The sequence below is a fragment of the Longitalea luteola genome, from assembly GCF_017356035.1.
GTDB classification, from domain to species: Bacteria; Bacteroidota; Bacteroidia; order Chitinophagales; family Chitinophagaceae; genus Niastella; species Niastella luteola.
The window spans coordinates 402,788-428,347 of the sequence record NZ_JAFIQX010000003.1; the positions used below are offsets into that span (position 1 = coordinate 402,788).

15 protein-coding genes are annotated in these 25,560 nt (G+C 47.0%); 10 read left to right on the plus strand and 5 right to left on the minus strand.

The annotated features are described in order from the left end of the window. The first annotated feature begins 287 nt into the window (after nucleotides 1-287). The 3 genes from JUB15_RS10175 (at nucleotide 288) to JUB15_RS10185 (ending at nucleotide 6,680) form a co-directional block, all read left to right on the plus strand. Complete coding sequence (locus tag JUB15_RS10175; protein ID WP_207512366.1) at nucleotides 288-3,533, plus strand: SusC/RagA family TonB-linked outer membrane protein; 3,246 nt, start codon at nucleotides 288-290, stop codon at nucleotides 3,531-3,533. Nucleotides 3,534-3,551: 18 nt separating this feature from the next. After that, entirely contained in the window at nucleotides 3,552-5,390 is a 1,839-nt protein-coding gene (locus JUB15_RS10180; protein WP_207512367.1) for a RagB/SusD family nutrient uptake outer membrane protein, read from the plus strand. 117 nt (nucleotides 5,391-5,507) lie between these two features. Then, entirely contained in the window at nucleotides 5,508-6,680 is a 1,173-nt protein-coding gene (locus JUB15_RS10185; RefSeq protein WP_207512368.1) for a class I SAM-dependent rRNA methyltransferase, read from the plus strand. 433 nt (nucleotides 6,681-7,113) lie between these two features. On the opposite strand, the gene JUB15_RS10190 is transcribed toward JUB15_RS10185, so the two are convergent. The 3 genes from JUB15_RS10190 to JUB15_RS10200 all read right to left on the minus strand — a co-directional run bounded on the left by JUB15_RS10190 (nucleotide 7,114) and on the right by JUB15_RS10200 (nucleotide 8,828). Beyond that, entirely contained in the window at nucleotides 7,114-7,449 is a 336-nt protein-coding gene (locus JUB15_RS10190; protein ID WP_207512369.1) for a T9SS type A sorting domain-containing protein, read from the minus strand. A gap of 148 nt (nucleotides 7,450-7,597) precedes the next feature. Further along, nucleotides 7,598-8,053, minus strand: coding sequence for a redoxin domain-containing protein (locus tag JUB15_RS10195; RefSeq protein ID WP_207512370.1), 456 nt, complete (start codon nucleotides 8,051-8,053; stop codon nucleotides 7,598-7,600). A 202-nt stretch (nucleotides 8,054-8,255) separates the two neighbouring features. Continuing rightward, nucleotides 8,256-8,828: a hypothetical protein gene (locus JUB15_RS10200; protein ID WP_207512371.1), complete on the minus strand. Its 573-nt coding sequence runs from the start codon at nucleotides 8,826-8,828 to the stop codon at nucleotides 8,256-8,258. Between the two features lie 320 nt (nucleotides 8,829-9,148). Between JUB15_RS10200 and JUB15_RS10205 the strand changes: the two genes are divergently transcribed. From JUB15_RS10205 to JUB15_RS10235, 7 genes are all read left to right on the plus strand, one after another. Then, nucleotides 9,149-10,378 carry a glycoside hydrolase family 27 protein gene (locus JUB15_RS10205; protein ID WP_207512372.1) on the plus strand — a complete coding sequence of 410 codons (1,230 nt, stop codon included), beginning with the start codon at nucleotides 9,149-9,151 and terminating at the stop codon, nucleotides 10,376-10,378. Between the two features lie 119 nt (nucleotides 10,379-10,497). Next, nucleotides 10,498-11,127: an RNA polymerase sigma-70 factor gene (locus JUB15_RS10210; protein WP_207512373.1), complete on the plus strand. Its 630-nt coding sequence runs from the start codon at nucleotides 10,498-10,500 to the stop codon at nucleotides 11,125-11,127. Between the two features lie 222 nt (nucleotides 11,128-11,349). Beyond that, nucleotides 11,350-12,330 (plus strand): FecR family protein, encoded by a 981-nt coding sequence (locus tag JUB15_RS10215; RefSeq protein ID WP_207512374.1) that lies wholly within the window; start codon nucleotides 11,350-11,352, stop codon nucleotides 12,328-12,330. 130 nt (nucleotides 12,331-12,460) lie between these two features. Continuing rightward, the gene (locus JUB15_RS10220; protein WP_207512375.1) at nucleotides 12,461-15,793 is read left to right on the plus strand and encodes a TonB-dependent receptor; all 3,333 of its coding nucleotides are present in this window, start codon (nucleotides 12,461-12,463) and stop codon (nucleotides 15,791-15,793) included. 39 nt (nucleotides 15,794-15,832) lie between these two features. Then, entirely contained in the window at nucleotides 15,833-17,482 is a 1,650-nt protein-coding gene (locus tag JUB15_RS10225) for a RagB/SusD family nutrient uptake outer membrane protein (protein ID WP_207512376.1), read from the plus strand. Between the two features lie 122 nt (nucleotides 17,483-17,604). Next, a complete protein-coding gene (locus JUB15_RS10230; RefSeq protein WP_207512377.1) occupies nucleotides 17,605-18,525 on the plus strand; it encodes a BT_3987 domain-containing protein in 921 nt (306 codons plus the stop codon). Nucleotides 18,526-18,662: 137 nt separating this feature from the next. Beyond that, complete coding sequence (locus JUB15_RS10235; protein ID WP_207512378.1) at nucleotides 18,663-19,898, plus strand: purple acid phosphatase family protein; 1,236 nt, start codon at nucleotides 18,663-18,665, stop codon at nucleotides 19,896-19,898. Between the two features lie 57 nt (nucleotides 19,899-19,955). On the opposite strand, the gene JUB15_RS10240 is transcribed toward JUB15_RS10235, so the two are convergent. Together JUB15_RS10240 and JUB15_RS28420 are read right to left on the minus strand one after the other, a co-directional pair. Continuing rightward, complete coding sequence (locus tag JUB15_RS10240; protein WP_207512379.1) at nucleotides 19,956-20,999, minus strand: PorP/SprF family type IX secretion system membrane protein; 1,044 nt, start codon at nucleotides 20,997-20,999, stop codon at nucleotides 19,956-19,958. Nucleotides 21,000-21,110: 111 nt separating this feature from the next. Then, nucleotides 21,111-25,379, minus strand: coding sequence for a PKD domain-containing protein (locus JUB15_RS28420; protein ID WP_305068219.1), 4,269 nt, complete (start codon nucleotides 25,377-25,379; stop codon nucleotides 21,111-21,113). Nucleotides 25,380-25,560: the final 181 nt, after the last annotated feature.

Consider the following 25,560-nt stretch of genomic DNA (forward strand, 5'->3'; position numbering starts at 1 on the left):
ATAATAACCTTTTTTTCACCGGTTGCAGCATTTACGATCACATCTTTCTCTAAATAAAATATTTTTAGTCCGGATTCTCTGAAATAAAACAGCTTACTGATATACGTTACGTTATACAATTAATGGATTATGTTAATTCTCAACACGTAAAACATATTAAAAATAAGGCCTTCTTCTGTAATCCTAACGGTATATCAAATGCGTGATTTTTATTTCCCGGAATTCGATTAATAGGTATATTAGTTCATAAGATTTTCACAACCAAACATTACACAAAAATCATCATTATGCCCTCAAAGCTAACTGTTAGGTTGTGGCTAGCCATTGTATTGCTATTACCCGCCACAACAATTCTTGCCCAATTAAAAACGATAACGGGCAAAGTAACTGACTCCAACAATCAGCCTATTACAGGCGCTACAGTAACGGTGAAAGGCTCAAACGTTGCTACGCAAACCAATGCAGAAGGTTCATTTTCCATCAGCGTTCCAAACACTTCTGCCGTCCTTGTCATTTCTTCTGTTGGCTACGAGCCAAGCGAATTGCCGGTTGGCAATAATCTCACCCTGACCGTGTCACTGAAAACAACTACTTCCAATCTCAATGAAGTGGTGATTACCGGTTATACCGCACAGCGGAAAAAAGACATAACCGGTTCTGTGGCGGTCGTAGAAGTAGATAACATGCGTCAGATCCCGACCGGCACGCCTGAAAAAGCGTTACAGGGACAGGCAGCCGGGGTAACCGTTGTTACTTCTGGTTTGCCCGGCAGTAACAGTAATATCAGGGTGCGCGGGATCACATCCGTAGGATCTACCGATCCACTGGTGATCATCGACGGTACACAAGGCACCATGCACGACCTGAACGTGAATGATATTGAGTCTATTCAGGTGTTGAAAGACGCCGGTGCTGCCGCCATTTACGGTGTGCGTGGTTCAAATGGCGTAATTGTCATTACCACCAAGCGCGGCAGGTCGGGCAAAGTACGCGTGAACTACGATGCCTATTATGGCACACAGCGGCCATTGAAAGACGGGTTTAATATTGCCAACACCCAGGAAACCGCCAATGCCATTCAACAGGGTTATATCAACAGCGGACTAACGCCCGGGCACAAACAATTGGGTACCGGACAAACACCGGTCATTCCCGATTACATTACACCTACCGCTGCGATGGAAGGCGATCCTAACACCGACCCATCTACGTACAAGCTGTACGAAAACCAGATCACCAGGACCAACAAACAAGGCACCGACTGGTTCCATGAGATCTTTAAGCCGGCGCCTATCACCAGTCACAACCTGGCAGTGTCATCGGGCAACGACAGGTCTACTTTCTTTTTGTCGGTAGGTTATTTCGATCAGCAGGGCACCCTGATAGAAACCTATCTGAAAAGGTATTCGGCCCGCATCAACACTACCTTTAACCTGAATAACAAGATCCGCATTGGGGAGAACGCCTATGTGTTCTATCGCCAGAACCCGGGATTAACGAACGGCAACCAGAACGAAGGCAATCCTATTTCACACAGTTACCGCGAAAGCCCGCTGATACCGGTGTATGATATCATGGGTAATTTTGCCGGCACCGGTTCCCAGGGGCTGGGAAATGCGCAGAATCCGGTGGCCAACCTGAAACGCACTGCCAATAACAAGGACAATGACTGGCAGGTGCAGGGTAATGTGTTTGCAGAGGTGGATCTGTTAAAACATTTTACTGCACGCACCAGCTTTGGCGGTTTCTTCGATAATCGCTACTGGCATACGTTCGCGTATACTTCTTATGAAAATGCCGAGAACAATAAGAACCCCAACAGCTTCACAGAGTTCTCGATGTATAACAGCAGCTGGACGTGGACCAACACATTAACTTACAACAATCAATTCGGTAACCACAACCTGAAAGTGCTGGTGGGAACGGAGGCCATTGAGAATTATCAGCGCGGTTTCTTTGGGCAGCGCACCAATTACCCGTTGACCAATGCCGGTAACCTTACCGTTAACCCAGCCTTGTGGACGTTGTTGTTTGGTCCGCCCAGCGGGCAGGTAACAGGGAACCTGAGCATTAACAACGGTATCGGCATCGATGGAAATAATCCGGCCACACCGGTCCAAACTGCTTTGTACTCACAGTTTGGGCGGGTTGATTATAACTATGATGATAAATACCTGTTGAGTGGTACGCTACGCCGTGATGGCTCGTCGGTATTTGACGAAAGCCAGCGATGGGGTGTGTTCCCTAGCGTTACAGCCGGCTGGCGGATCTCCCGCGAATCATTCTTTGGAACCATAGGCTGGTTAAATGAATTAAAATTGCGCGGCGGCTGGGGTAAACTGGGTTCCATCAGTAATATCAACCCAACCAACGCATTTGACCTCTATACCCAGATCGCAGCCAATTCTTATTATGATATAACCGGCGCCAATAACACCTCTGCATTGGGTATTTATGCCAGTCAGAACGGTAACCGCGCCACTACCTGGGAAGAAGATATTATTACCAACATAGGTTTTGATGCCGTGGCGCTGGATAATAAATTGTCTTTTTCATTTGAATGGTATAAGAAGGCGATCAGTGGATTGTTGTTCCGTCCGCTGGCGCCGGCCACCGGAGGTGGCGCTACAGCCGCCTTTGTGAACGCAGGTAATATCCAAAATACCGGTATCGATATCTCGGCTACCTATCATGGTAACATAGATGAATTCGGCTTTGATATTACCGGTACATTCACTTCCTACAAGAACGAAGTGAAAAGTTTGCCGGAAGGTATCAAATATTATGACCAGGTAAGTACCGGTTCCAATCGCTTTGGTGCTTTCTCGCGTCTGCAGCCGGGCCAGGCCTTGGGTGCATTCTTTGGATACAAGGTATTGGGGCTGTTCCAAAGCGCCGATGATGTAAGCAAGTCGCCTACACAGGAAGCCGCAGCGCCCGGCCGCCTGAAATTCCAGGACGCCAACGGTGATGGTAAAATAGATGCCAATGACCGCGTGTTCTTTGGTAACCCCAATCCCAAATTCACAGCCGGCCTGAACATAGACGCTTCTTATAAAGGTTTTGATTTCTCGGCTTTCTTTTATGCATCTGTAGGTAATGATGTGATCAACTACGTTCGTTACTGGACCGATTTCCCACAGGTGTTCGATGGCGCTATTAGTAAAGATGCCGTATACAATTCATGGACACCCACCAACCTGAATGCCAAAGTGCCCCGCCTCGAACGTGGCGCCAACTTCAGTACTACCACCCAGTTCAGTTCCTATTACCTCGAAGATGGTTCTTTCCTCCGTTGCAAATCGATGGTATTAGGGTACAATATTCCAACAGCGAAAATCAAAAAGCTGGGCATTGAACGTTTGAGGGTGTATGTGCAGGCTGCCAACCTGTTCACCATAACAAAATATACAGGGCTCGATCCGGAATTGACCACCTCGAACCTGCGGGATAATACCAACTTCGGTATCGACTTCGGTAACTATCCTTCCAACCAGAAGAACTACAACGTGGGTGTAAACGTATCTTTTTAAAACTGAAATCAAAGCAAAATGAAACGTAATCCTTTTCCATACAGCTATACAGCGGCGATTTCGTTACTGTCGCTGTTGCTGATCATAACTTCCTGCAGTAAGAACTTCCTCGACAAAGATCCTTTGGGCGCTTTCAACCCCGACCAGTTAACAAACAAGGCGGGTGCAAACGGTTTGCTCATTGGTGCTTACCATATGATAGGCGGTATGGGTGGCGCTGCTGGTAACAACTGGGCTTCCGGTCCTTCCAACTGGGTATTCGGCAGTGTGGCCGGTGGCGATTCCTATAAAGGTTCTACCCCAAGCGACCAGGGCGATATCGTACAAATAGAGACCTGGGCTTACAATACCAACAATCCCTATTTTAATCAGAAATGGCAGGCCATGTATGATGGCGCACAGCGTGCCAACGAGGTATTGCGCACCTTGCCCAAGGTTACAGATATGACGGATGTTGAGAAAAACGTGATGGCAGGTGAAGCCCGTTTCCTGCGCGGCCATTTTCATTTTGAGGTAAAGAAAATGTGGAAGAATGTGCCGTATGTTGATGAGACCATCACTACTGCTGCAAGGAACACGAATGTGCCGAATATTGATGAGGCAGGAAACTTTATAGATATCTGGCCAAAGATAGAAGCCGATCTTCAGTTTGCTGTAGATAACCTGCCGGAAACCCAGGCCCAGGCAGGAAGGGTTAACAAATCGGCCGCTATAGCGTATCTCGGAAAAATATATCTGTATCAACACAAATTTGCGCAGGCAAAAGCGCAGTTCGATAAGATCATTCCCGCTGCATATGGAGGTTCAGGTAACGGACAAACAACCAACGGCAAACCCTACAGACTGGTGAATTTTGAAGACAATTTCAATGCGGCTACCGATAACAGTGCCGAATCTATTTTTGCTTACCAGGCTTCTGTAAACGATGGTTCCGGCACCAACGGTAACCATGGCGATGCATTGAATTTTCCGAATAGTGCAGGTCCCGGTGGCTGTTGTGGGTTCAACAACCCCACAGTGTCACTGGCTAATTCGTACAAGACGGACGCCGATGGCTTGCCGCTCTTCGATACCTATAACAATTCGCCCAATGTAAGCGACCCAACCGCGCCTTATGCAGGTACCCTCGATCCGCGTATCGACTGGACAATGGGCCGCCCGGGTATTCCTTATCTCGACTGGGGCCCAACACCCCAGAACACCTGGATCCGCGACCAGGCAACGAATGGCTATTTCAGTCCCAAGAAAAATGCCTATGCCAAAGCACAGCAGAACCTGTTATCATCAACCGAAACCAGTTTCTGGGGGCCCACGCAGATCACGGCCAACAATGTAAACATCATCCGTTTTGCCGATGTGTTATTGTGGGCTGCTGAGTGTGAAATAGAAGTGGGTAGCGCCGACAAAGCGCTTGCCTACGTGAATCATGTGCGGGCCCGTGCCGCCGATGCCAACGGCTGGGTATATAAGAACAGCGATTATGATGCCGGCAGTGGGAGGTATATTACCAGAACGACCCCGGCCGATAATTACAATATAAAGCCATATCCGGCCGGCGCCTTTGGTAACAAGGCGTATGCATTAAAAGCCATCCGGTTCGAAAGAAAGCTGGAGCTGGCCATGGAAGGGCAGCGCTTCTTCGACCTGGCCCGTTGGGATAATGGTACGGGAACGGTCATGGCGCCAGAGCTGAATGCCTTTGCCGCGGCGGAGAAACAACGGCCTACCATTTTCGCGATCAACCAGCAGGCTACGTTCACGCCCAAAAAGAACGAGTATTATCCGATACCACAACAGCAGATAGATATTGAGAATGCAACCGGAAAGATCAATCTGAAGCAGAATGTGGGGTATTGATCCGTCTAAAACCAAGCGATAATTTGTTTTTGACAAGCCGTTCCCTCCTGAGCGCAATCGAAGGATGGGGCGGCTTGTTCGTTTCCGGCCGGGCCAAAAAGTATTACTTTTGCGCGAATGAATCAGGTAGTATTAAAAAAGAAGATCAGTCAGCGGGTGGCCAATGGGCATCCCTGGATCTTTGCCAACGAAGTGCATGAGGCCCCGGAGGGCGTGAATCCCGGCGATACCGTAGAAGTGTATACCCACGATAAAAAGTTTATCGGGAAAGGCTATATCAACCCTCGTTCCCAGATCCTGGTGCGCCTGCTTACCCGTAAAAAAGAGGAGGTGGTAAATGAGGAGTTCTTCTATAACCGCCTGCTGGAAGCCTGGCAATACCGGCAGCAGCTGGGGTATGTAGAGAATTGCCGCCTTATTTTCGGCGAAGCAGATTCGCTGCCGCAGTTGATCATCGATAAGTTCAACGATCATTTCGTCATTCAAACCCTTGCGCTGGGCATTGACGTTTGGAAACCAGCCATAGTAGCAGCGCTGGAAAAAATATTTAAACCCAAAGGCATCTATGAACGGAACGATGTGCCGGTGCGTGAACTGGAAGGTTTGCCCCAGCAGAAAGGGTTTTTATCGGCCCCGTTTGATACAAAGATCCTCATCCAGGAGAACGGATTGAAGTTCCATGTTGATATCGAGAACGGTCAAAAGACCGGTTACTTCCTCGATCAGCAGGATAACCGCCGTGCTATTCAACATATCGTGAAGGGCGCCGATGTTTTGGGCGCCTTTACATATACGGGTACGTTTGAGATCCATGCAGCCCATTATGGCGCCAGATCGGTGCTGGGGCTGGATATTTCTCAAAACGCCGTAGATCAGGCGAACCGCAATGCAGCCCTGAACGGGGTAGATAAGATCTGCCGCTTCGAATGTATGAATGCGTTTGATGTGTTGAAAGCCTGGGCGCGCGAAGGAAAGCAGTATGATGTGGTCATGCTCGACCCGCCTTCCTTTACGAAAACAAGGGATAATATTCAGAAAGCGATAACCGGCTATAAAGAAATAAATCTGCGGGGCATGAAGCTGGTAAAACCCGGCGGCTTCCTGGTCACTTCCAGTTGTACCAACCTGGTGCAGCCCGATCTGTTCCTGGAGATCATTCAGTTGGCTGCGAAGGACGCCCGAAGAAAGATCCGGCAGGTAAGTTTTCAAACCCAGTCGGCCGACCACCCGATCGTATGGGAATGGGAGAATACCCATTATTTAAAGTTTTTGATCGTGCAGGTGCTTTAAAAGGATGCTTCAAAACAGGGAAGTTGTAGTGTATGATTTATAGCTGGAAACAATACCGGAAAAGTTTGTGGCGTATGGTTTAGAACCGGAAACAGGTCTCCGGGAGTTTGTGGTGTATGATTAATAGTTTAAAATGGGGTCGTTAATAGTTTGAAATGGGTCGTTAATAGTTTGAAATGGGCCGTTAATAGTTTGAAATGGGCCGTTAATAGTTTTTAGCGCATGGTTTGTAGCTACAAACGGCCCTCCAGAAGTTTTTGGCGTATGGTTTATAGCTACAAACAGGCCTTCAAACGTTTTTGGCGGCCTGTTAGTAGCTATAAATGGGTCAGTAATAGTTTTAAACGTACCATTTAAAACTATTAACTTATTAAAAAATAAGGGCCGACGGTATCGTCGGCCCTTTATATGATAATTAAGTTGCAGTTCGTTCTTACTTGGAAACCTGGAATTTTCCGGAATCGACCACTTTCCCGTTCTTGTCTTTTAACTGGAAAATATAAATACCGCGGTAAAAGTCGTTGAGGTTAACCGTGGTTTTGGGTGAAACGTTGGTGATCTCCTGAACTTTTTTGCCGATGAAATTAAAGATTTGCAGGTTGAGTGATTTATCGTATCCGCGTTGAAAGTCGAATGTAATAAATGAAGTAGCAGGGTTAGGGTAAAACTTTACAATCGTGGGCGCAGGATCTCCTCCGGGATTTCGATCCTGGCTTTTCACTTGTAAAGCCAATAAAAGGATTATGGACAATGCGTAAAAAATCTTCATGCACGATGATATTTTACAGTTATCGCTCAAGATATTCCCTTTTACCCAAATTTACAACTCCTTTAGCAATAAACCTGCTTGCAATAGGGGATTCCGCTTACATTTTTGTTCACAAACAAGTTTTTAATATTATTTTAATTGATCGTAATCAATCAATTGAAGCCAAAGTTTTCTGGATGGCTTCAAAGTCTGGCAGCTCTCCAGCCTTTTCCAGCACTTGTTCATAACGGATCATTCCCTGCCGGTCAATCACAAACGAGGCTCTTTTGGATACCCCTTTCATGTTATAGCTAAATTCGTCATATAAGGCGTTATACAATTTAGATACCTCTTTATTAAAATCGCTTAACAGCGGAAAACCAAGACCCTGCTCTTCCCTGAACTTTGCCAGCGTGTATAATGAGTCTACACTGATGCCCAGGACCTGGGCGTCAACATTGTTAAACAAGCTCATGTTATCGCGTACATAACAAAGCTCTTTCGTGCAAACGCTGCTAAAGGCCAGGGGAAAGAATAACAACACTACTTTTTTGCCTTTAAAGTCATGCAGACTTACGGGATTTTTTGCGGAATCGAATAAGGTAAAGTCAGGAGCGGAATACATAATGTGATAATTTGATAATGTGATAATTTGATAATGGAAAACCGCAGGCCTTCCGCAATTTTATCGCTTCGCAAATTAGTCAATAATCACATTATGGAATTATGAATTACCGCTTGTTCTCGTTTGAGCTTCGAAAAACTGAGGAATAATGCATAGAATGCATTATCACATTAGCTAATTATCACATTATCACATTACGTTCTCAGTTCGTTGCCAACGAAAGTATGTTCTTTTGAAGTTCAATGTACCGTTTATAGAACCGGCGTAATGGTTCGTACTGCGGATCACGGAACGACAGATCCGTTAGTCCATTACCAACGGTAACATATTGAATCAGCATGTCGTGGTCGAAAAAGAACACTTCGCCATGTTTTATTTCATCTTCATAATACGACAGGAAATCGGTCTCATACAGCTCCATACAGATCAGCCGCCCCCTGTTCAAATAATATGTTTCGGTATATTCCAGAGAATCAATCCGGTACCGGACTTCAAAAACAATGATGTTATTGTTGTGCCTGGTATAATACCAGGTCTCTTTCAGCGGTTCGTCTTTCCGCAATATTTTATTCAGGTAAAAAGTACGTTGCGTTTTTAGGGAAATACTGTCTGTTTCATGGATCACCTGATCAATATTCGTTCGCCAGTCATATCTGCTTTGGGTAAACGCAGGAGAAGAAAAACTGAGGGCAACAATGGCCATAATCATTGTTAACGATAGTCCGTTTGGTTGGTGCGGACGACGGGATGTCTGTATCGCTGCCGGGATTCTCATGTTTATTAAATTTAAGATTTTATCAGCGAATAATAATACCGACTCTGAAAAATGTATGGGATTAGTTTTCCGGGCAGGCAGATATTGGAGAATATAATTGGTTGCTCAAAAAAAGGAAAAGGGTTCGCAGGAGGAGATCTAGCCAATATCTGTATTACAATAAGTGTACCCGGTAATTCAGTTTGTACTGTTTATAGCACAGATATTTTAAAATTTCGACAAACGTTTGCGTGTTTGTTTTGTGCCGCAGTTAATTATATTTGGTTGAAAGCCTTCTAAATCATTGCTGTTTGATCCGCATCACCCGGAAAGCTCATTGTATGATCCTAAAAAAGCTTGTAACAACTACCTGCATTTCCCTCTTTACGCTATTCGTAAAAGCACAACCAACCGTTGCCTTAACACCGCCAATGGGATGGAACAGCTGGAATTTATTTGAAGAAGAAGTATCTGATAAGCTGATCAGGGAAATCGCCGATGCCCTGGTGGCTTCAGGAATGGCCCAGGCTGGTTATCAATATATAGTGCTCGATGATTTTTGGGTTGGTGGCCGCAATGCGAATAATGAATTGTTTCCTGATCCGGTACGTTTTCCGAATGGGATAAAATCACTGGCCGATTATGTTCATAGTAAAGGACTGAAGCTTGGCATTTATTCCGATGCCGCTTCACTCACCTGCGGAGGCGTAACGGGCAGTTATAATTTTGAGGAACGCGATGCCACAACATTTGCGAATTGGGGAATCGATTACCTCAAGTACGATTATTGTAATGCGCCCGACGATATGGTAACCGCTTTTACCCGCTACAAAAAAATGGGTGATGCATTACGCAACACCAACCGGCCAATTGTTTACAGCATTTGTGAATGGGGGCAGCGTAAACCCTGGTTATGGGCAAGGGCCGCCGGTGGTCATTTATGGCGCACCACATGGGATATGCGTGATACCTGGCTGAGCGACAAATACGATAACGGTCACAATGGTATCATGAATACGATTGAAAAGCAAAAGGGGCTGGAAAAATTTGCTGGTCCCGGTGGCTGGAATGATCCCGACCTGTTGGTAACCGGCTTGTTTGGTAAAGGCAAATCCTCTTCATTGAATGGCCGCTTCACCGGCTGTTCCCTTACGGAATACCGCAGCCAGTTTGCCATCTGGTGTATGCTCGCAGCGCCATTGATGGTTAACCTCGACGTACGCAACATGGATAAGGAAGTAGCGGCTATCTTATTAAATAAAGAATTGATTGCCATTGACCAGGATGCTGCAGGCAACCAGGCAGCGGTAATTGCTGATGAAAACGGCTGGCAGGTCTATAAAAAAGAATTGTCAGGCGACCGCTATGCGCTTTGCATCCTTAACAAGCAAAGCAGTACCGCCTCCTTTTCTTTCGATTTAAATGATTCATTAAAAATACATGGCCAGTGGAATGCCCGCGAAATTTTCGGTAACCGGCAACTGCATGCTGTAAAAGCACTGACGGGAGAACTGAATGCACACGATTGCGCGATCTTTGTGCTGAGCCAGGTGAAGAAATTGAAGAAATAGACTAAGTTAGTGACGCTGTGCAACTTGCCTGATGAAAACATTATTCGTTTTGTACTGTATATGAGACACTTAATAATTGTATAACATTGGTTGGTTTTCTTTGTGTCGAGATGTAAAACATGGAACTCCCACTGAACGATACAGCGTTATGGAAACATGGCCCCCCACCTAACCTCCCCTCGTCATTGGCGGGAGACATGGAGGGCGGCTTACCTGCTACCCAAACAGTTGATGCTCGTGTGGACCTGTCCGCAAAATTCAACCGCATCTTTTTTGAAACGAAGGACCGCCTGTATCATTTTGTACGGAAGCTTACGCAGCATGAAACAGATGCCAAAGACATTATCCAGAACTGTTACGCCAGCCTCTGGCAAAAAATAACTGCCGTAGATGATTCCAGCGATGTGCTGCCGCTGCTGTTCACTTATGCCCGCAATGCAGTGATCGATCACCTGCGGAAAAAAACAAGGCAGCGGCAGCTGATCACCCAACTGCAACAACAGGATACCACGCCGCCGGATGCGATATCACCACCTGAACAGCTTATACATTATAAAGAACGGTTGCAGCAATTGCAATCAACCATCGATCAGTTACCCGCTAAAAGAAAGGAGATCTTCACCCTGGTTAAACAGGAAGGGCTCTCGCACAAAATAGTAGCCGACCAATTGGGTATTTCACCGGCCACGGTTGAAAAGCAGGTTGGGCTGTCGTTGAAGTTTTTACGAAAGGAAATGAATATTAATTAGTTATTCAGTTATTCAGTTATTCAGTTATTCAGTTATTCAGTTATTCAGTTATTCAGTTATTCAGTTATTCAGTTATTCAGTTATTCAGTTATTTGACTTATAAACTTATGAACTTAATAACTTAATAACTTAATGACTGATGAAAAAAACTTTCGTTTCGCTTACCGGTTCTCCTTCGCTCGTTCGTGATAGTATGCAAATACCGCTTTACAGCTATTTGCAATGGATAAACAATCACTGGAAAAATTTTTAAAAGGTGAATGCCCGGCCGAAGAAGCTGCCCGGGTGCAGGAATGGATCGATCAAAACCCGGAAGCTTTTGATGAATACCTGCAAGGCGTATGGGCAGAACCGGTTACGGAGCCCATGCCTTCGGCTATGGAGCAAGCCTTGTTGCAGGAAGCGGCCAGCTGGTCTGGCTACCAGGAACCAGCCCCCTATAAACGATCAGTTACCTATCGCTGGTTATATTGGGCGGCCGCTGCAGCTGTTGTAATAGGTATCGCCGGTTGGTGGTTATTGTCGCCGGCGCCAGCAGCGCATAAACAATTGGCGCAACAGATGATCATTTCAGTTCCTGCCGGCGAAACAACGCGTTATGTGTTGCCCGATCAAAGCGTAGTATGGCTGAAAGCCAACACCCGCCTGGTGGTAGATACCCAACAATACAATCACCCTACGCGCACCGTTGAACTTGTTTCAGGCGAAGCATTTTTTGAAGTGCAAAAAGATGCTGAACATCCTTTTGTTGTAAAGAACGGACCGGTGCAAACCAAAGTGCTGGGAACCTCTTTCAGTGTACAAGCCGGTCTGGCCGGAGGAACAGTACAGGTAACCGTTGCTACCGGTAAAGTGGCTGTGAGCCACCAGGACAAGCAACTCGATATATTACTGCCGGGTAAACAGATCAGCGTAAAAGCAAAGACAGGGGAATTTACCAGGAACACTGTGCCCGTATGGCTGGCTGCCGCATGGAAAGAGACCCAGCTGCAATTGAACAATGCGCCTTTTACCGAACTGCAACTGGCCATGGAGCACCTGTACGGCATCCGCCTGCAAACGAATAGTGCGGCAGTAGCAGCGCAGCATTACAACATCAAGTTGAATAGAAATACACCTGTACAGAAAGTGATACAGGTACTGGCATTATTAAACCATCATCAATATAAAAAAATGGATTCCGTCACCTGGTTATTATACTAGATCGCAGGTCATTTGGCTACCGCTGCCTCAATATCAGGCGAGGCCGTAAAAGCAAACAGGACACAGGATTAGGCCCCTGTATCCTGCATTGGTAGCAACTATTTACTACTTAAAAACAAGTTTCGAAATTATGAAAAAAAAGATTCCTGAACAGCCCTGTTTAGGTTACCATCACTGGCTGCTTACGTTGGTATTTTTTATGGTATTTGGTGTAGCCGGTCAGGCGCAAACCGTATTGCAAACAAGAGTAACCATCTCATTCAGCGAGCAGCCGCTCGACAAAGCATTGCAACAGTTACAGAAAGAAACGGGTATCAGTTTCGCTTATACGCAGGATGATGTTCGGTCGTTCAACGTATCAAAGTTATCCTTCACGAATGAAGCTTTGGAAAATGTATGCAGACAACTGTTTAAGAACACACCGCTTGCATTTAAAGAATTCAGCGGCTACATTGTAATAACCCGGTCTGCACCGGTGGCGCCTGCCGAAAAAAAACAAACGGGTGTGTGGGTGTCGGGCGTTATTACCGACGCCGAAACAAAAGAAGGCTTGCCGGGCGTGAGCGTCCAGGTGCAGCGTACCAGGAAGGGCGTTATGAGCAAAGAGGATGGCTCCTTTACCATTGAAGCGCAGCCCGGCGATCACCTCCTTTTTACGTATACAGGCTATGAATCGGTTCGGGAGCCGGTAGGTATCAATACTGATTTTTCCATTGCCATGAAGCGTACCGGGGCTATGGGCGAAGTGGTGGTATTGGGTTTTGGTCAAACCCAAAAAAAGATCGCGCAAACAGGCGCTGTTGCATCCCTTACTACCAAAGAGATCAAGCAAAGTCCGGCCGCGAATATCGCCAATGCATTGACGGGGCGCCTGCCCGGTTTAATATCCGTTCAACGTTCGGGTGAGCCGGGTGCTGATAACCCGGAACTATATATCAGGGGAAGAGCCACGCTCAACAGCACGGCGCCATTATTGACCATCGATGGCGTTGAAAAAGATCCCAACCTGGTTGATCTGTCGGTCCTTGACCCGAATGAAGTAGAAAGTATAACCATTCTGAAAGATGCATCGGCAACGGCGCTGTATGGGGTAAAAGGCGCCAATGGCGTAATAATCGTTAAAACGCGGCGGGGCACCGAAGGTAAACCCAAAATCACTACCAGTGTGCAACGTTCTGTTCAGTCGGCAACCCGCATTCCAAAATACCTGGACGCTTATCATTTTGCATTACTGGCTAATGAAGCGTATAAGAACGATAATCCCAATGGTACGCTGATGCCTTATTCGGAGGAAGCCCTGAAAGCCTATGAATCCGGTGCTGACCCCTATAAATATCCGAATGTGGACTGGATGCATGAAATGTTGAAGCCGGCAAAAATGACCAGGGCCAATTTCAATATCAGCGGTGGTTCGCCCCTGGTAAAATATTTTGTGAATGCCGGTTACACCCAGCAGGACGGGTTGTATAAAGCAGCGAAGAATGATCAATACGATGCCAACCTGAAATATCGCCGGTACAATTTCCGTTCGAATATCGATATAGATTTTGACAAGGATTTTTCAGTAGGGCTGAGTTTGTTTGGCGCTATCGAAGACCAGAACACGCCGAATGTAAATACAAATGATATTTTTAATTACCTAGGCAAAACACCCCCCAATGCTTACCCCATACAATACCCGAATGGTTTTTATGGTGGAACCACCCGCGGCAATCCCTTTGCCCTGGTGAATACAACCGGGTACAGGCAGTATTTCAATTCTTCTTTATCGGGTATGTTCACCGCTACCAGGAAGCTGGATTTCATAACCCGTGGTTTGTTTGTAAAAGGAAATTTCTCTTTCGACGGGTATTCCCGGTCGGGCTTCATCCGCAGCAGGGAAGTGAGAACCGCCCTGTACAAAGGCAGTGGCGATTACTATGATACCTCGAGTTATTCATTCTCCGGAGCTGATGCGCCATTGAAAGCGCCCGATAGCAGCTTTACGCAGAACCGCAGTACCTGGCTGGACTTCTCCATCAATTATGACCGCAGTTTTGGTGCGCATAATATTACGGCCTTATTACTGGCCAACCGCCAGCAGCAGGTAATAGGTGGAACTATACCTTATGTAACACAGGGATTGGTAGCGAGAATAACCTGGAATTTACGTAGTAAATATTTTGCTGAATTCAATGCGGGGTATAATGGCACCGACAACTTTGCAAAGGACAAACGCTATGGATTTTTCCCGGCTGTTTCTGCCGGTTGGGTGATCTCGCAGGAAGCGTTCCTGCAAAACAGTTCGGTGATCGACTTTCTAAAATTAAGGGGCTCTTATGGGTTAACGGGTAATCATAGACTGGGTAACCGGCGCTGGCTGTTCATTTCAGAATATATAAGTGGCGGCGGTTACAGTTTTGGTACCGATCAACTGACCTATATCCCCGGCCGGCAGGAAGGCGCCATGTCGAACCCCGATGTTACCTGGGAAAAAGCGCGTAAGCTGAATGTTGGAATGGAAGCCAGGTTATGGCGCAACCTGTTGAACGTTACGGTAGATGTATTCCGTGAAAAGCGAAACGATATCCTGATCACCCGCGGCATCATTCCTGATATATTGGGCGTTAGCCCGGGCAATCTTACGCCGGCCAATATGGGCGTGGTGGTTAACCGGGGCGTTGAAGTTGAGTTGACCCATAACAACCGCGTTGGAAATGTTATGTATTCGGTGCGGGCAAACGGTTCTTTCGCAAGGAACAAAGTGCTTTTCAAAGATGAGATCAGTTATCCGTATGATTACCTGCGGGCAACCGGCCACCAGATCGGCCAGGAATTTGGATTTACCGCCATCGGCTTTTTTAACAGTAAAGAGGAGATCCTGAACAGCGCCCGCCAGTTTGGGAACCTGATCCCAGGCGATATAAAATACAAAGACCTGAATGCAGACGGTGTCATCGATAACAATGATAAAGGACCGATCGGAAAAAGTTCAGTGCCCGAATTTTTGTACGGTCTTTCGGGCAGTGTAAGCTGGAAGAATTTTGATGTAAGTGTATTGTTCCAGGGTGCAGGCAATTACACCGTGCGCTTTAGCCATGAAGGCGCCTGGGAGTTTTATAATGGCGCTAAAGTAATGGAGCAGCACCTGGGCCGGTGGACCCCCGAAACTGCTGCAACAGCTACTTATCCGGCCCTGCACTATGGGCAGAACACCAATAATCACCAGGAGAACTCTTCTTTCTTTTTAAAGGATGCGACCTACCTCCGGTTGAAGAATGTTGAAATAGGCTATACTTTCAAAAAACTACGGATAGGAAAAAATACCGGCATATCATCGGTACGGTTATATGCCAACGGTATGAACCTGTACACCTGGGATAGAATGGGCAATGGCAGTTTTGATCCCGAAGCGCCCAGCGGCAAAGGGTTCTTTTATCCACAACTGCGGGTAGTGAATTTTGGCGTGTCTGCAGATTTTTAAAAGCCAGTACAGCAATACTCAACGAACAAACCTACAACAATGCGATATAGAATATATATATGGATGCTTGGCTGCCTCATACTTACAGGAATGGCGGCCTGTAAAAAAGTAAATTCCTACCTCGATAAAGCGGAATCAGGAGGTATAACTGATAAAGAGTTATTCAATGATTATGTACAAACAGATGCTTTTCTGGCCAATATCTATGCCACTGGAGTAGGGGCCGGCGACTGGATGCCGGTATATTCCTTTACGTATGCCGCTGCCTGTGATGAAGCCAAATGTCCTTATACCTTCAATTATGGCACCATTAATTTCACCAGCGGATTGATTTCACCCACCAATAACCCCATTGATACATGGGCCAGATCGTACCAGAATATCAGGAAGGCGAATATTTTTCTGCAACATATTGATGCATTACCGGTCAATGATGCAAAACAGGAAGCGGGCAAATACCGGATGAAAGGCGAAGCCTTGTTTTTACGGGCTTTCTTTTATGCGGAATTATACAAACGTTATGGCGCCGTACCGCTGATTGAAAAACCACTCGATATAGATGATGACCTGCAAATACCCCGTAATAGCGAAGATGAAGTGGTTGAGTTTATCGTAAGCAATTGTGACAGTGCAGCTGCTTTATTACCGGCCGTACATAGTACCGAAAACCTGGGAAGGGCCACCAAAGGAGCTGCCTTACTGTTAAAGTCGCGCATATTATTATATGCCGCCAGCCTGTTGCATAACCCCGATAACACGATCGGGAAATGGCAACGCGCCGCCGATGCTGCCAAAGCGGTGATAGATATGAATGTATACCGGCTGGATGATAATTATAAAACGCTTTTTCATACCCGTACTTCGCCGGAAGTGATCTTTCAAAGCACCGTTAACCAGGTCTGGCGGGTGGTAAGCGACGACTGGGTGCGCCATACCCAGCCGCCCAGCCAGGGCGGGGGATGGGGTAACCTGCAGCCCTTGCAGAACATGGTTGATGAATATGAAATGAGCAATGGTAAGTATATCACCGACCCAACCTCAGGATACGATGCTGCCAATCCATACGTGGGCCGTGACCCCCGTTTTTATCAGTCGATCATTTACAATGGTTGCAAATGGGCGGGCGCCACTATAAATACGTATGTAGGCAGTGGTGTGGATGGATTGAATTACAACGCTGCTGCTACGAAAACCGGTTATTATGTTGCCAAGTTGCTGGATGAGAATTCGACGCTGATCACTTCGTACCGGCCAGGCAGTCACTACTGGATCTTCATGCGTTATGCCGAGGCGCTGTTGAATTATGCGGAAGCGCAGAATGAGGCACTGGGCGCTCCCGATCAAAGTGTATATGATGCTGTGAACCAGATCCGCGGCCGTAAGAATGTAAAGATGCCACCAATACCTGCAGGCTTATCTAAAGAAGAAATGCGGCAACGCATCCGGCATGAACGCCGGGTAGAACTGGCGTTTGAGACCCATCGCTTCTGGGACCTGCGCCGCTGGCGCATAGGCGCACAGGAGGGAACCGCTGCCTATGGCATGCGCATAACCAAAAGCGGAAATCTGTTTAATTATGAAAAATTCCTGTTGGAGAACCGGGTGTATCGTCCGGCGTTTGACCTGTTCCCCATTCCGCAAAACGAACGGGAAAAAAATCAGGCATTAACACAGAACGCAGGCTATTGAGGAATCGGCGATTGACGACTGACGATTCTCGCTTGTCGATTCACGATTGACTGACGATTCACGATTGCCGACTGACGATTGACGACGAAATCAAGATGATCTTAAATTAAAAATAACCATTCATGAAACTTACTCATTATATACCGGCCATACTATTGGTTGTATGTTTCGGGGCCTGCAAAAAAAAGGGGATCGACAATCCCTCGCAATATTCCAAAATATACATGCCGCAAGCCATCGATTATCCGGCCGTACGCTCCTTAATAATGGCCGATACTACGCAGTACATTATATTCGGCGCTGCGTATGGCGGGGTAGCCGATCAATCGGCATTGATCAATGTGCAGTTTGCCGTGAACCCCGATCTAGTAGATAGTTTTAACCGTAAAAATGGAACCAGCTTTGCGCCACTGCCTGACGGCAGCTACCAGTTGGAAACACTGCAAACGGAGATCCCTTCGGGTAAGGTTAGCAGCACGCCATTACGGCTGGCTGTGAAAACTGTGGGTGGACTGGAACCATCAAAGGATTACCTATTACCCATCAGCATTCAGCAAACGGATGCCGGCATTCCGGTGAATGAGGGTTTGCGGACCGCTTATTTTCAGATCAGGGGCGAATTCCAGGAGTATAACCGCAGTACCTGGATTTTGCTGGAAGCATCCTCTATGGAAGCGCCCAATATTGCTGCCAATGCCTTTGACAATAACCTGTCTACTACCTGGCATACCCAATGGAAATCGGCGAAACCGGCGCATCCGCATTACCTTAAAGTAGATATGAACGGCACGTTCAATGTACATGGCTTTTACTTTGTGCCCAGCAATAACCTGGCTACCGGTAACCCGCAAAAAGTGCATGCTGAACTGAGTTTGGATGGCAACAGCTGGACAAACACCGGAACCTTTACCTTCCCGAATGTTTATAGTAAACAAACCTTCTATTTACATACGCCGGTTCAGGCAAAATATTTCAGGTTTGTAGTTGATTCCAGTTTTGCCAATACGCATTTTACGCATTTGCTCGAAGTAGGCGCCTTTTAAATGGTTTCGGTTGCGAGTTTCAGGCTACAGGGCAGAAAAAGATGTTTCGATTTCCTTGCAACCTGCAACTTCTAACGACTGACTTCCGTCCTGTAACAATATTTCAGCTACCACGTCCTATATGCAATTACAATAACATGAGTACAAACAACCTTACCAACAGCCGCCGCCATTTCTTACAATCGATTACCGGGTTAGGCGGCGCCACACTGGCCGGCAGTTTACTGCCTTCCTCATTACATGCCGCATCACCCATCATGACACCTGCTGATCCGGCAGCCGGACATATTTTTACCGCTGCACCATACCTTCAGTACGCTGCTCCTGATTCGATGGTGGTAATGTTCATAACCAACCTGCTTTCCTATAGCTGGGTTGAATACGGTGAAACCAGTTCGCTGGGACAAAAGGCGCACAGCGTTACCAACGGCCTGGTAGATGCGTACAACCGCGTGAACCGCATAAAATTGAACAACCTGAAGCCGGGAACTACGTATTATTACCGGGTGGTTTCAAAGGAAATTACCGGTTTTGAACCGTACAAGCTTACTTATGGCAATACGCTGGAAAGCGAGCTACATTCGTTTACCACACCGGCTGAACGCGGGAACACCATGCGTTGTTTGATCCTGAACGACATTCACGACAGGCCGCACTCCATTCCGCACCTGGTGCAAATGAATGGCGCCGAGCCCTATGACTTTGTATTTTTTAACGGTGATATATTCGATTATCAAACCAATGAGCAGCAGATCGTTGATCATATGCTGCAACCCTGCATCAGCAGTTTTGCCAGTACCAAACCCTTTATGTATGTGAGGGGCAATCACGAAACGAGGGGAAAATACAGCCGCGACCTGCACCACTATTTCTGCAACCCGCAGGGCAACCAGTATTATACATTCACCTGGGGGCCGGTACATTTTACCGTGTTGGATACCGGCGAGGACAAAACTGATGATACGCCTGTTTATGCCGGTATTGTTGATTTTGATGCCTATCGCCGGGAGCAACAACAGTGGCTGCAAGAAGTAATGCAGAGCCGGGCCTTTAAAAAAGCCGCCTTCAACGTCGTGCTGATGCATATTCCACCTTTTTATTCGGGCGACTGGCATGGCACCATGCATTGCCGGGAGTTGTTCAATCCGCTTTTTAACAAGTACCGTATTGATATGTGCATTAGCGGACATACCCATAAACATGGGGTTCATCCTCCGGTAAAAGAGCAGCACCAGTATCCGATCATTATTGGCGGTGGTCCGAAGGAAGGGCAGCGAACGCTGATCAGGCTGCAGGCCGATGCCCGCAATTTACGGCTGACCATGCTCGATGATAATGGTAAGGAAGTAGGCAATTACACCGTATCGAAATAAAAAGAACTGGCATCCGCCAGCCGGTGGATGCCAGTTCTCCTTTTTAGAATTGTTTTATCAGAACTTAGGACATAACATTTTATACTCACTGCTGTTATCGCGTTGTAAAAATCCGATGTAGCTAAGTGATATTTCAAACCCGCCCCGGCCCATACTGACTGTTTTGAGCGGCGATACGTTTACATCATAACTTAAAGCAGTAGATAAATGACCCCATTCTACTTTTACTACGGGCACCAGTGCATCTTTCCAGCGCAGGAACAAACCGCCGCTTAAGACGTACATCGGGTTGCCATCCAGGTCACTGCCCAGGTTGTAGGAATACAAAGCGCCACCAATGGTTTCAGCATAACTGCCCTGTACAGAATGATCGGCCTGCAGCGTAACAGCTGAAAGATCGTCTAACCGCCACTTTACCCCAACGGAGCCTACATATTTCGGGCTTAGCTCAATACTGCGGTTGCGATAGAAAGAATTCTTCGGCCGGTTTAAATGGTGATAGGCAAAACCAACGAACATACTGTTTGCCTGTTCTTCCCCGAAGGTGGTATTAAAGCTCATCCCCACGCTGGCGTCCCAGGTAGAATAGTTCGGCGTCAGGAAGTTTTCGCCAGTGGGTAAACTGCCGTCATAAGCTCCTCCGAAGTACTGGTTATCGGTAGTCATCTTGGTTACGTCAATACTTTTGCGGATCAGTCCGCCCATAAACCCCAGCGACAAATACATGGTCTTTTCATCGCTCAGCGATTTATGATAATTAAGTGCAGGCAGGATATGCGTGGTAGTTAAACCCACTGTACCCGCTTTGTCGAATACAGCCTGGATGCCGGTTGTGATAAAATCGTTACCTACACCTACTGGCATTTTATATTCAGCATTCAACGAGCCTGTTCTGTATGCATTGGTAATGCTGTTCCATTGATCGCGGTATACACCCTGTATGCGGTAATCACCGGTATAAATGCCGGCCAGAGAAGGGTTGCGCAATAAGGGCGCTTCAAAGAACTGCGAAAAATGGATGTCCTGTGCTGTTGCAGGCAACAGTGATAGTGACAATATAATGCCGGCAAAGAATCGTTTGTAGTTACGGCCGGTGCTCATGGTATGTTTAAGTTTTTTTATTTTTATTTAATGCTCAGTTGCTGATCGTCAATCGTCAGTCGTCAGTCGTCAATCGTCAGTCTTCTCTTGCATCCTACTACTTCTTCTTATCTACCGTACCAACGCTACATTGCCTTTAACAGGAACGATAGCGGCATTTTCACATACAAGCTCAATGATATATACATATACATCTGCGCTGGCTGGTTTGCCTTTATAGGTGCCATCCCAGCCACCGGTGGGGGTACGATCGTTAGCCATGAAATTCATTCTTTCATACACCATTTCTCCCCAGCGGTTGAAGATGCGCATGCTGTTCACGCGGGTAAGGCCTATGCCACGCGGTGCGAAAATATCGTTCACGCCATCGCCGTTGGGCGAAAAGGTATTGGGTACAAAATAGTTCATTCCGTTACATACAACCGTTACAGTAACGTCGGCACTGTTGGTACAGCCGTATTGATCTTCTACCCTCACCTTGTAGGTAGTGGTGAATTTGGGATTCGCATAAGGTGTGGGACATTCGGTGCAGCTTAGATTTTTGGCTGGTGACCAGGTGAAATTTTCCACTTCATGCCCATAGGTTACAGGTAATATCACGCCGGTAGTTACCGGTATTACCGGGTCATCGTTAATAGTAACAGACGGTATAGGGGGTACGTAAAGTTCTTTCCTGGTGCTGTCTGTGCAACCGAACGAGTTGGTGGCCTGCAGGTAGGCAGTATAGTTGCCGCTGTTCTCGAAATTGAGTGCAATGTCCTTTGTAGTGAGGTTGTTATTGTTGCTGAGGCTCCACTTCCAGGTAATGGCTGTGTCGGGTACGCGCAGCATGCCCTGCAGGTTCAGCGTTTCATTAATACAGGCGATGCTGTCACCCACGATATATGGATCGGGCGTGCGATAAACCCGGATGGTGTCTTTAATGGTCTTGCTGCAACCCTGCTGGGTAGTTACCGTTTGTGAAACGGTGAATGTGCCCGGTCGCTGGTACAGGTGAGCAGGATGTTGCTCAGAAGTGGTGGGAGAACCATCCCCGAAATTCCAGGTACGGGTTACTACCGGGTCATTACCGATGGTATAGTCTGTAAATAAAACCATTCCGGAATCACAGAATTTTTTCCTGTCAACCCCAAAGAATGGTTCCGCGCCGATGACCCTGATAGGCGGACCGCTTACGCCGGCAATACAACCCTGTTTGTCTGTATATTGAACAGAAGGGTGATAAAATGCCGGTGATTTATAAAAATGCTGATAGGTGGTGGCCATGGAAGTATCCTGGGCGCCGTCGCCAAAATGAACCGTAAATTTCATATCGGCAATGGGCTTCAGCGTAAAGTCGACCAGTAGTTCATTACATGCATCCAGCGGACTGTAGTTAAAGGTGGTTACATTACCAGGATTTACAACGTGCACCCCGGCGCTGACTGAATCTTTACAGCCGCCATAGCCGGTCAGGACCAGCCAGGGTGTAAAATCTCCGTAGGCATTGTAAAAATGGGTAGGATCTTTTAATGTAGAGGTAGACCCATCCCCGAAGCTCCATTCAAAGGATTCGTAATGCTCGCCTTTAAAGAAGAATTTGGTTTCAAGCGGCGGGCAGATAGTAAGCGTATCCTGGATGTTAAATGCAGGTACCGGCTTTAAAGTGGTGATATAATTGGTACGGATTAGTGAGTCTTTACAACCACCGCGGTCGGTAACGACCAGTTTAACCGTATACGTAGCGTTGTTGCCGCCATAGCTGAATGAGGGGTGCTGCTCTGTGGACGTGCTTCCATTGCCAAAATCCCAGAAATGGGTCAGGCCTTCACCAACGGAGACATCGGTAAACTGCACGCTGGATGCGGGACAAATGGTGTCGTAATCCGACGTGAAATCGGTAACCAGCGTTGAGATGAAAACAGAGTCAGGCAGCTTGTAGGTATCTACGCAGCCCATGGCGTCCTGTACCGTTAACGTTGGTACAAACGCTCCTGTATCGGAATACTGATGTGTAAATGGAGCTTTCGTGAAATCCGTTGTTTTGCCATCGCCGAAATCGAAGGTCCATTTTACCAATGTGCTTGAGGGTGAGGTGGAATTATCCGTAAAGGCGATCGTTGCATCCTTGCAGCCGCCAGTAGCAGCTGGCGTAAAATTCGCCACTGGTCCGGTTACGGTCACAATGTTATTCTGCACCAGGGTATCGGTACAACCATTGACGTCGGTAATTACCAGACCAATGCTGTGCTGCCCAACAGTGGCAATATTGGCAGTATACGTAGCAGGACCGGCTACATAAGGACCGCCGTCGATTGACCATTCATATTTTGCAATATATGGAGATGTATTGGTTGAGGTAATGTTGAAGTTCGCGTTTTTACAAACGGGCGACGGAACCGTAAATCCAGCCCTTTCTTTTACGAGTCTGAGCGTTTCCACGAAGGAATGCGTACAGGCACCGTTGGTTACCGTAAGCGTAACCGGGTATATTCCGTACGCCGCATAAGTATGGGTCGGGTTTGGGTCTGTAGAAGTGTTTCCATCCCCAAAATTCCACGAGTAGCTAATGGGGCCATACGAAGGATCGGTCCTTGAGAGGTTAATAAAGTTAACAGTCAGGTTGCTGCAGTTGGGACGCGATGAAAACAGGGCTATCGGTGGTTTAATATGGATCTTCTGCCCGGTGCTTGGAAAACCGCAGCGGTTGTTAAATGCAGTGAGTTTAACTACAAATGTGCCGGAGTCGGTAAATAAATGTGTTGGATTTTGCGCTTTGGAAGTTGTGCCATCGCCAAATTCCCACAACCATTCATCTACGGGCATGGGGGTGAGATCGGTAAACGACACCTGTTGAGAAGCACAAACATCTGTGGCTGACATACTGAAGTTGGTGGCAGGCGGTGTACCTACTTTTACCCCGTCCTGTTCGGTAGCGGTTACGCTGCAACCGCCGTTAGTCGTAATAGTGAGCTTGATATTAAAAGCACCCGTAGTATTATACGTATGCGGTGGGCTGGGGGTGGTTCCTGTAATAACAGTGCCATCGCCAAAATCCCATGAATAAGTGGCAATACCGTCGATAGAGGTAACATCAGCAATCGGTGTATAAGTAAAAGGAACGCAACCTCCTGCCGGAACATTGGTGATCTTTACGGTGGGCGGCTTTATTTTAACGACAGCCGGTTTGGTAACGGTTCCCTGGCAGCCATAACTGTCGGTAAATGTACCCGTAACGTTAAAGCTGTCGGCCGAATTATACATATGGTTTGCCGGTGATCCGGTACCGCTGCTGCCGTCGCCAAAATCCCATGTCCAGTTTGCAATCGGCGTCGGTGATGCGTCTTCGAAAGTTACATTGAGGGGTGGTTTACAGGCCTCGCCATTCGACACCTTAAAATCGGCGGTGGAACCAATGCGTACATGGATATTTTTTTTCGCTGAGTCAATACAACCGGGATAAGTATTGGTCACTTTTACCACATAATCACCCGGCGCCGTGTACCTGGTGCTGTCGTTAATACCTGACTTTTGCACGCCGTTGCCAAAATCCCATACCGTTTTTTGTGGTGCAACGGAGCCGTCATTGATGAAAACAGCGGTTACATTACGGCAAATGGTGTCGGGCGCTTTGATGACAGTGGTTGGCCCGCCAAAAGTAACCGGTTTGGTGATGGTGCCGGTACAGCCGAATTCACTGGTAGCGGTCAGGGTTACGTTATAGGTGCCTGCATTCGCATAAGTGGTGGTTGGGTTTGCAGCGGTTGAGCTGCTGCCGTTGCCGAGGTCCCACTGATAGGTCATATTACCCGGACCACTGGATAGATTTTTAAACGTAATATCTTTATAAGGAGCCTGGCAGGACAATGCTTTGCTGTTTTCGAACTCAGCTTTAACGCCTGCAACAATGCGTATTAATCTGCCTGCGGTATAAGTGGATTTACAACCGGTGCTGCTGGTAACAGTCAGCGAAACATTATAAAAGCCTAAAGCATTATAGGTGTGTGAAGGACTTTGTTCGGTGCTGGTGGTTCCATCCCCAAAATCCCATTGCCAGGATACAATATTGCCAACGGGTGTAGTACTAAGATCAGTGAACTTTATCGTTACCGGCACACAACCTGTGGTGTAATTGGTTGTAAAAGATGCCTGCGGCGATGGATGTACCGTAATGTAATCGGTTTTGGTAATACCCGTGGTTCCGTCGGCATTGCGAACAACCAGTTTAACGGTATACGTTCCCGGCGCATGATAGGCTACCGCCGGGTGCTGAGCGGTAGATAAACTGCCGTTACCAAAATCCCAGTTCCAGAACCTGGGATTACCACTGGTTAAGTCCCTGAAATGCACGGTCAACGGACCACACCCCGATCTTACATCGGCGGTAAATTCGGGCACCATGGGCTGTGCATACCCGTAAAAAGAAAAAAGCAGGCTAAATAGTAAGCTAAACCACGTTCTGTAAAACTTATGCAGATTTACAGCATGGAGCCAAGCCGGCAAGTGCATCCGGTTATCACAAGGTGCAAGGTCAAATTTACTCAAGTGCAAAACTATTTTATGGTTTATAGGCTGCCTTACC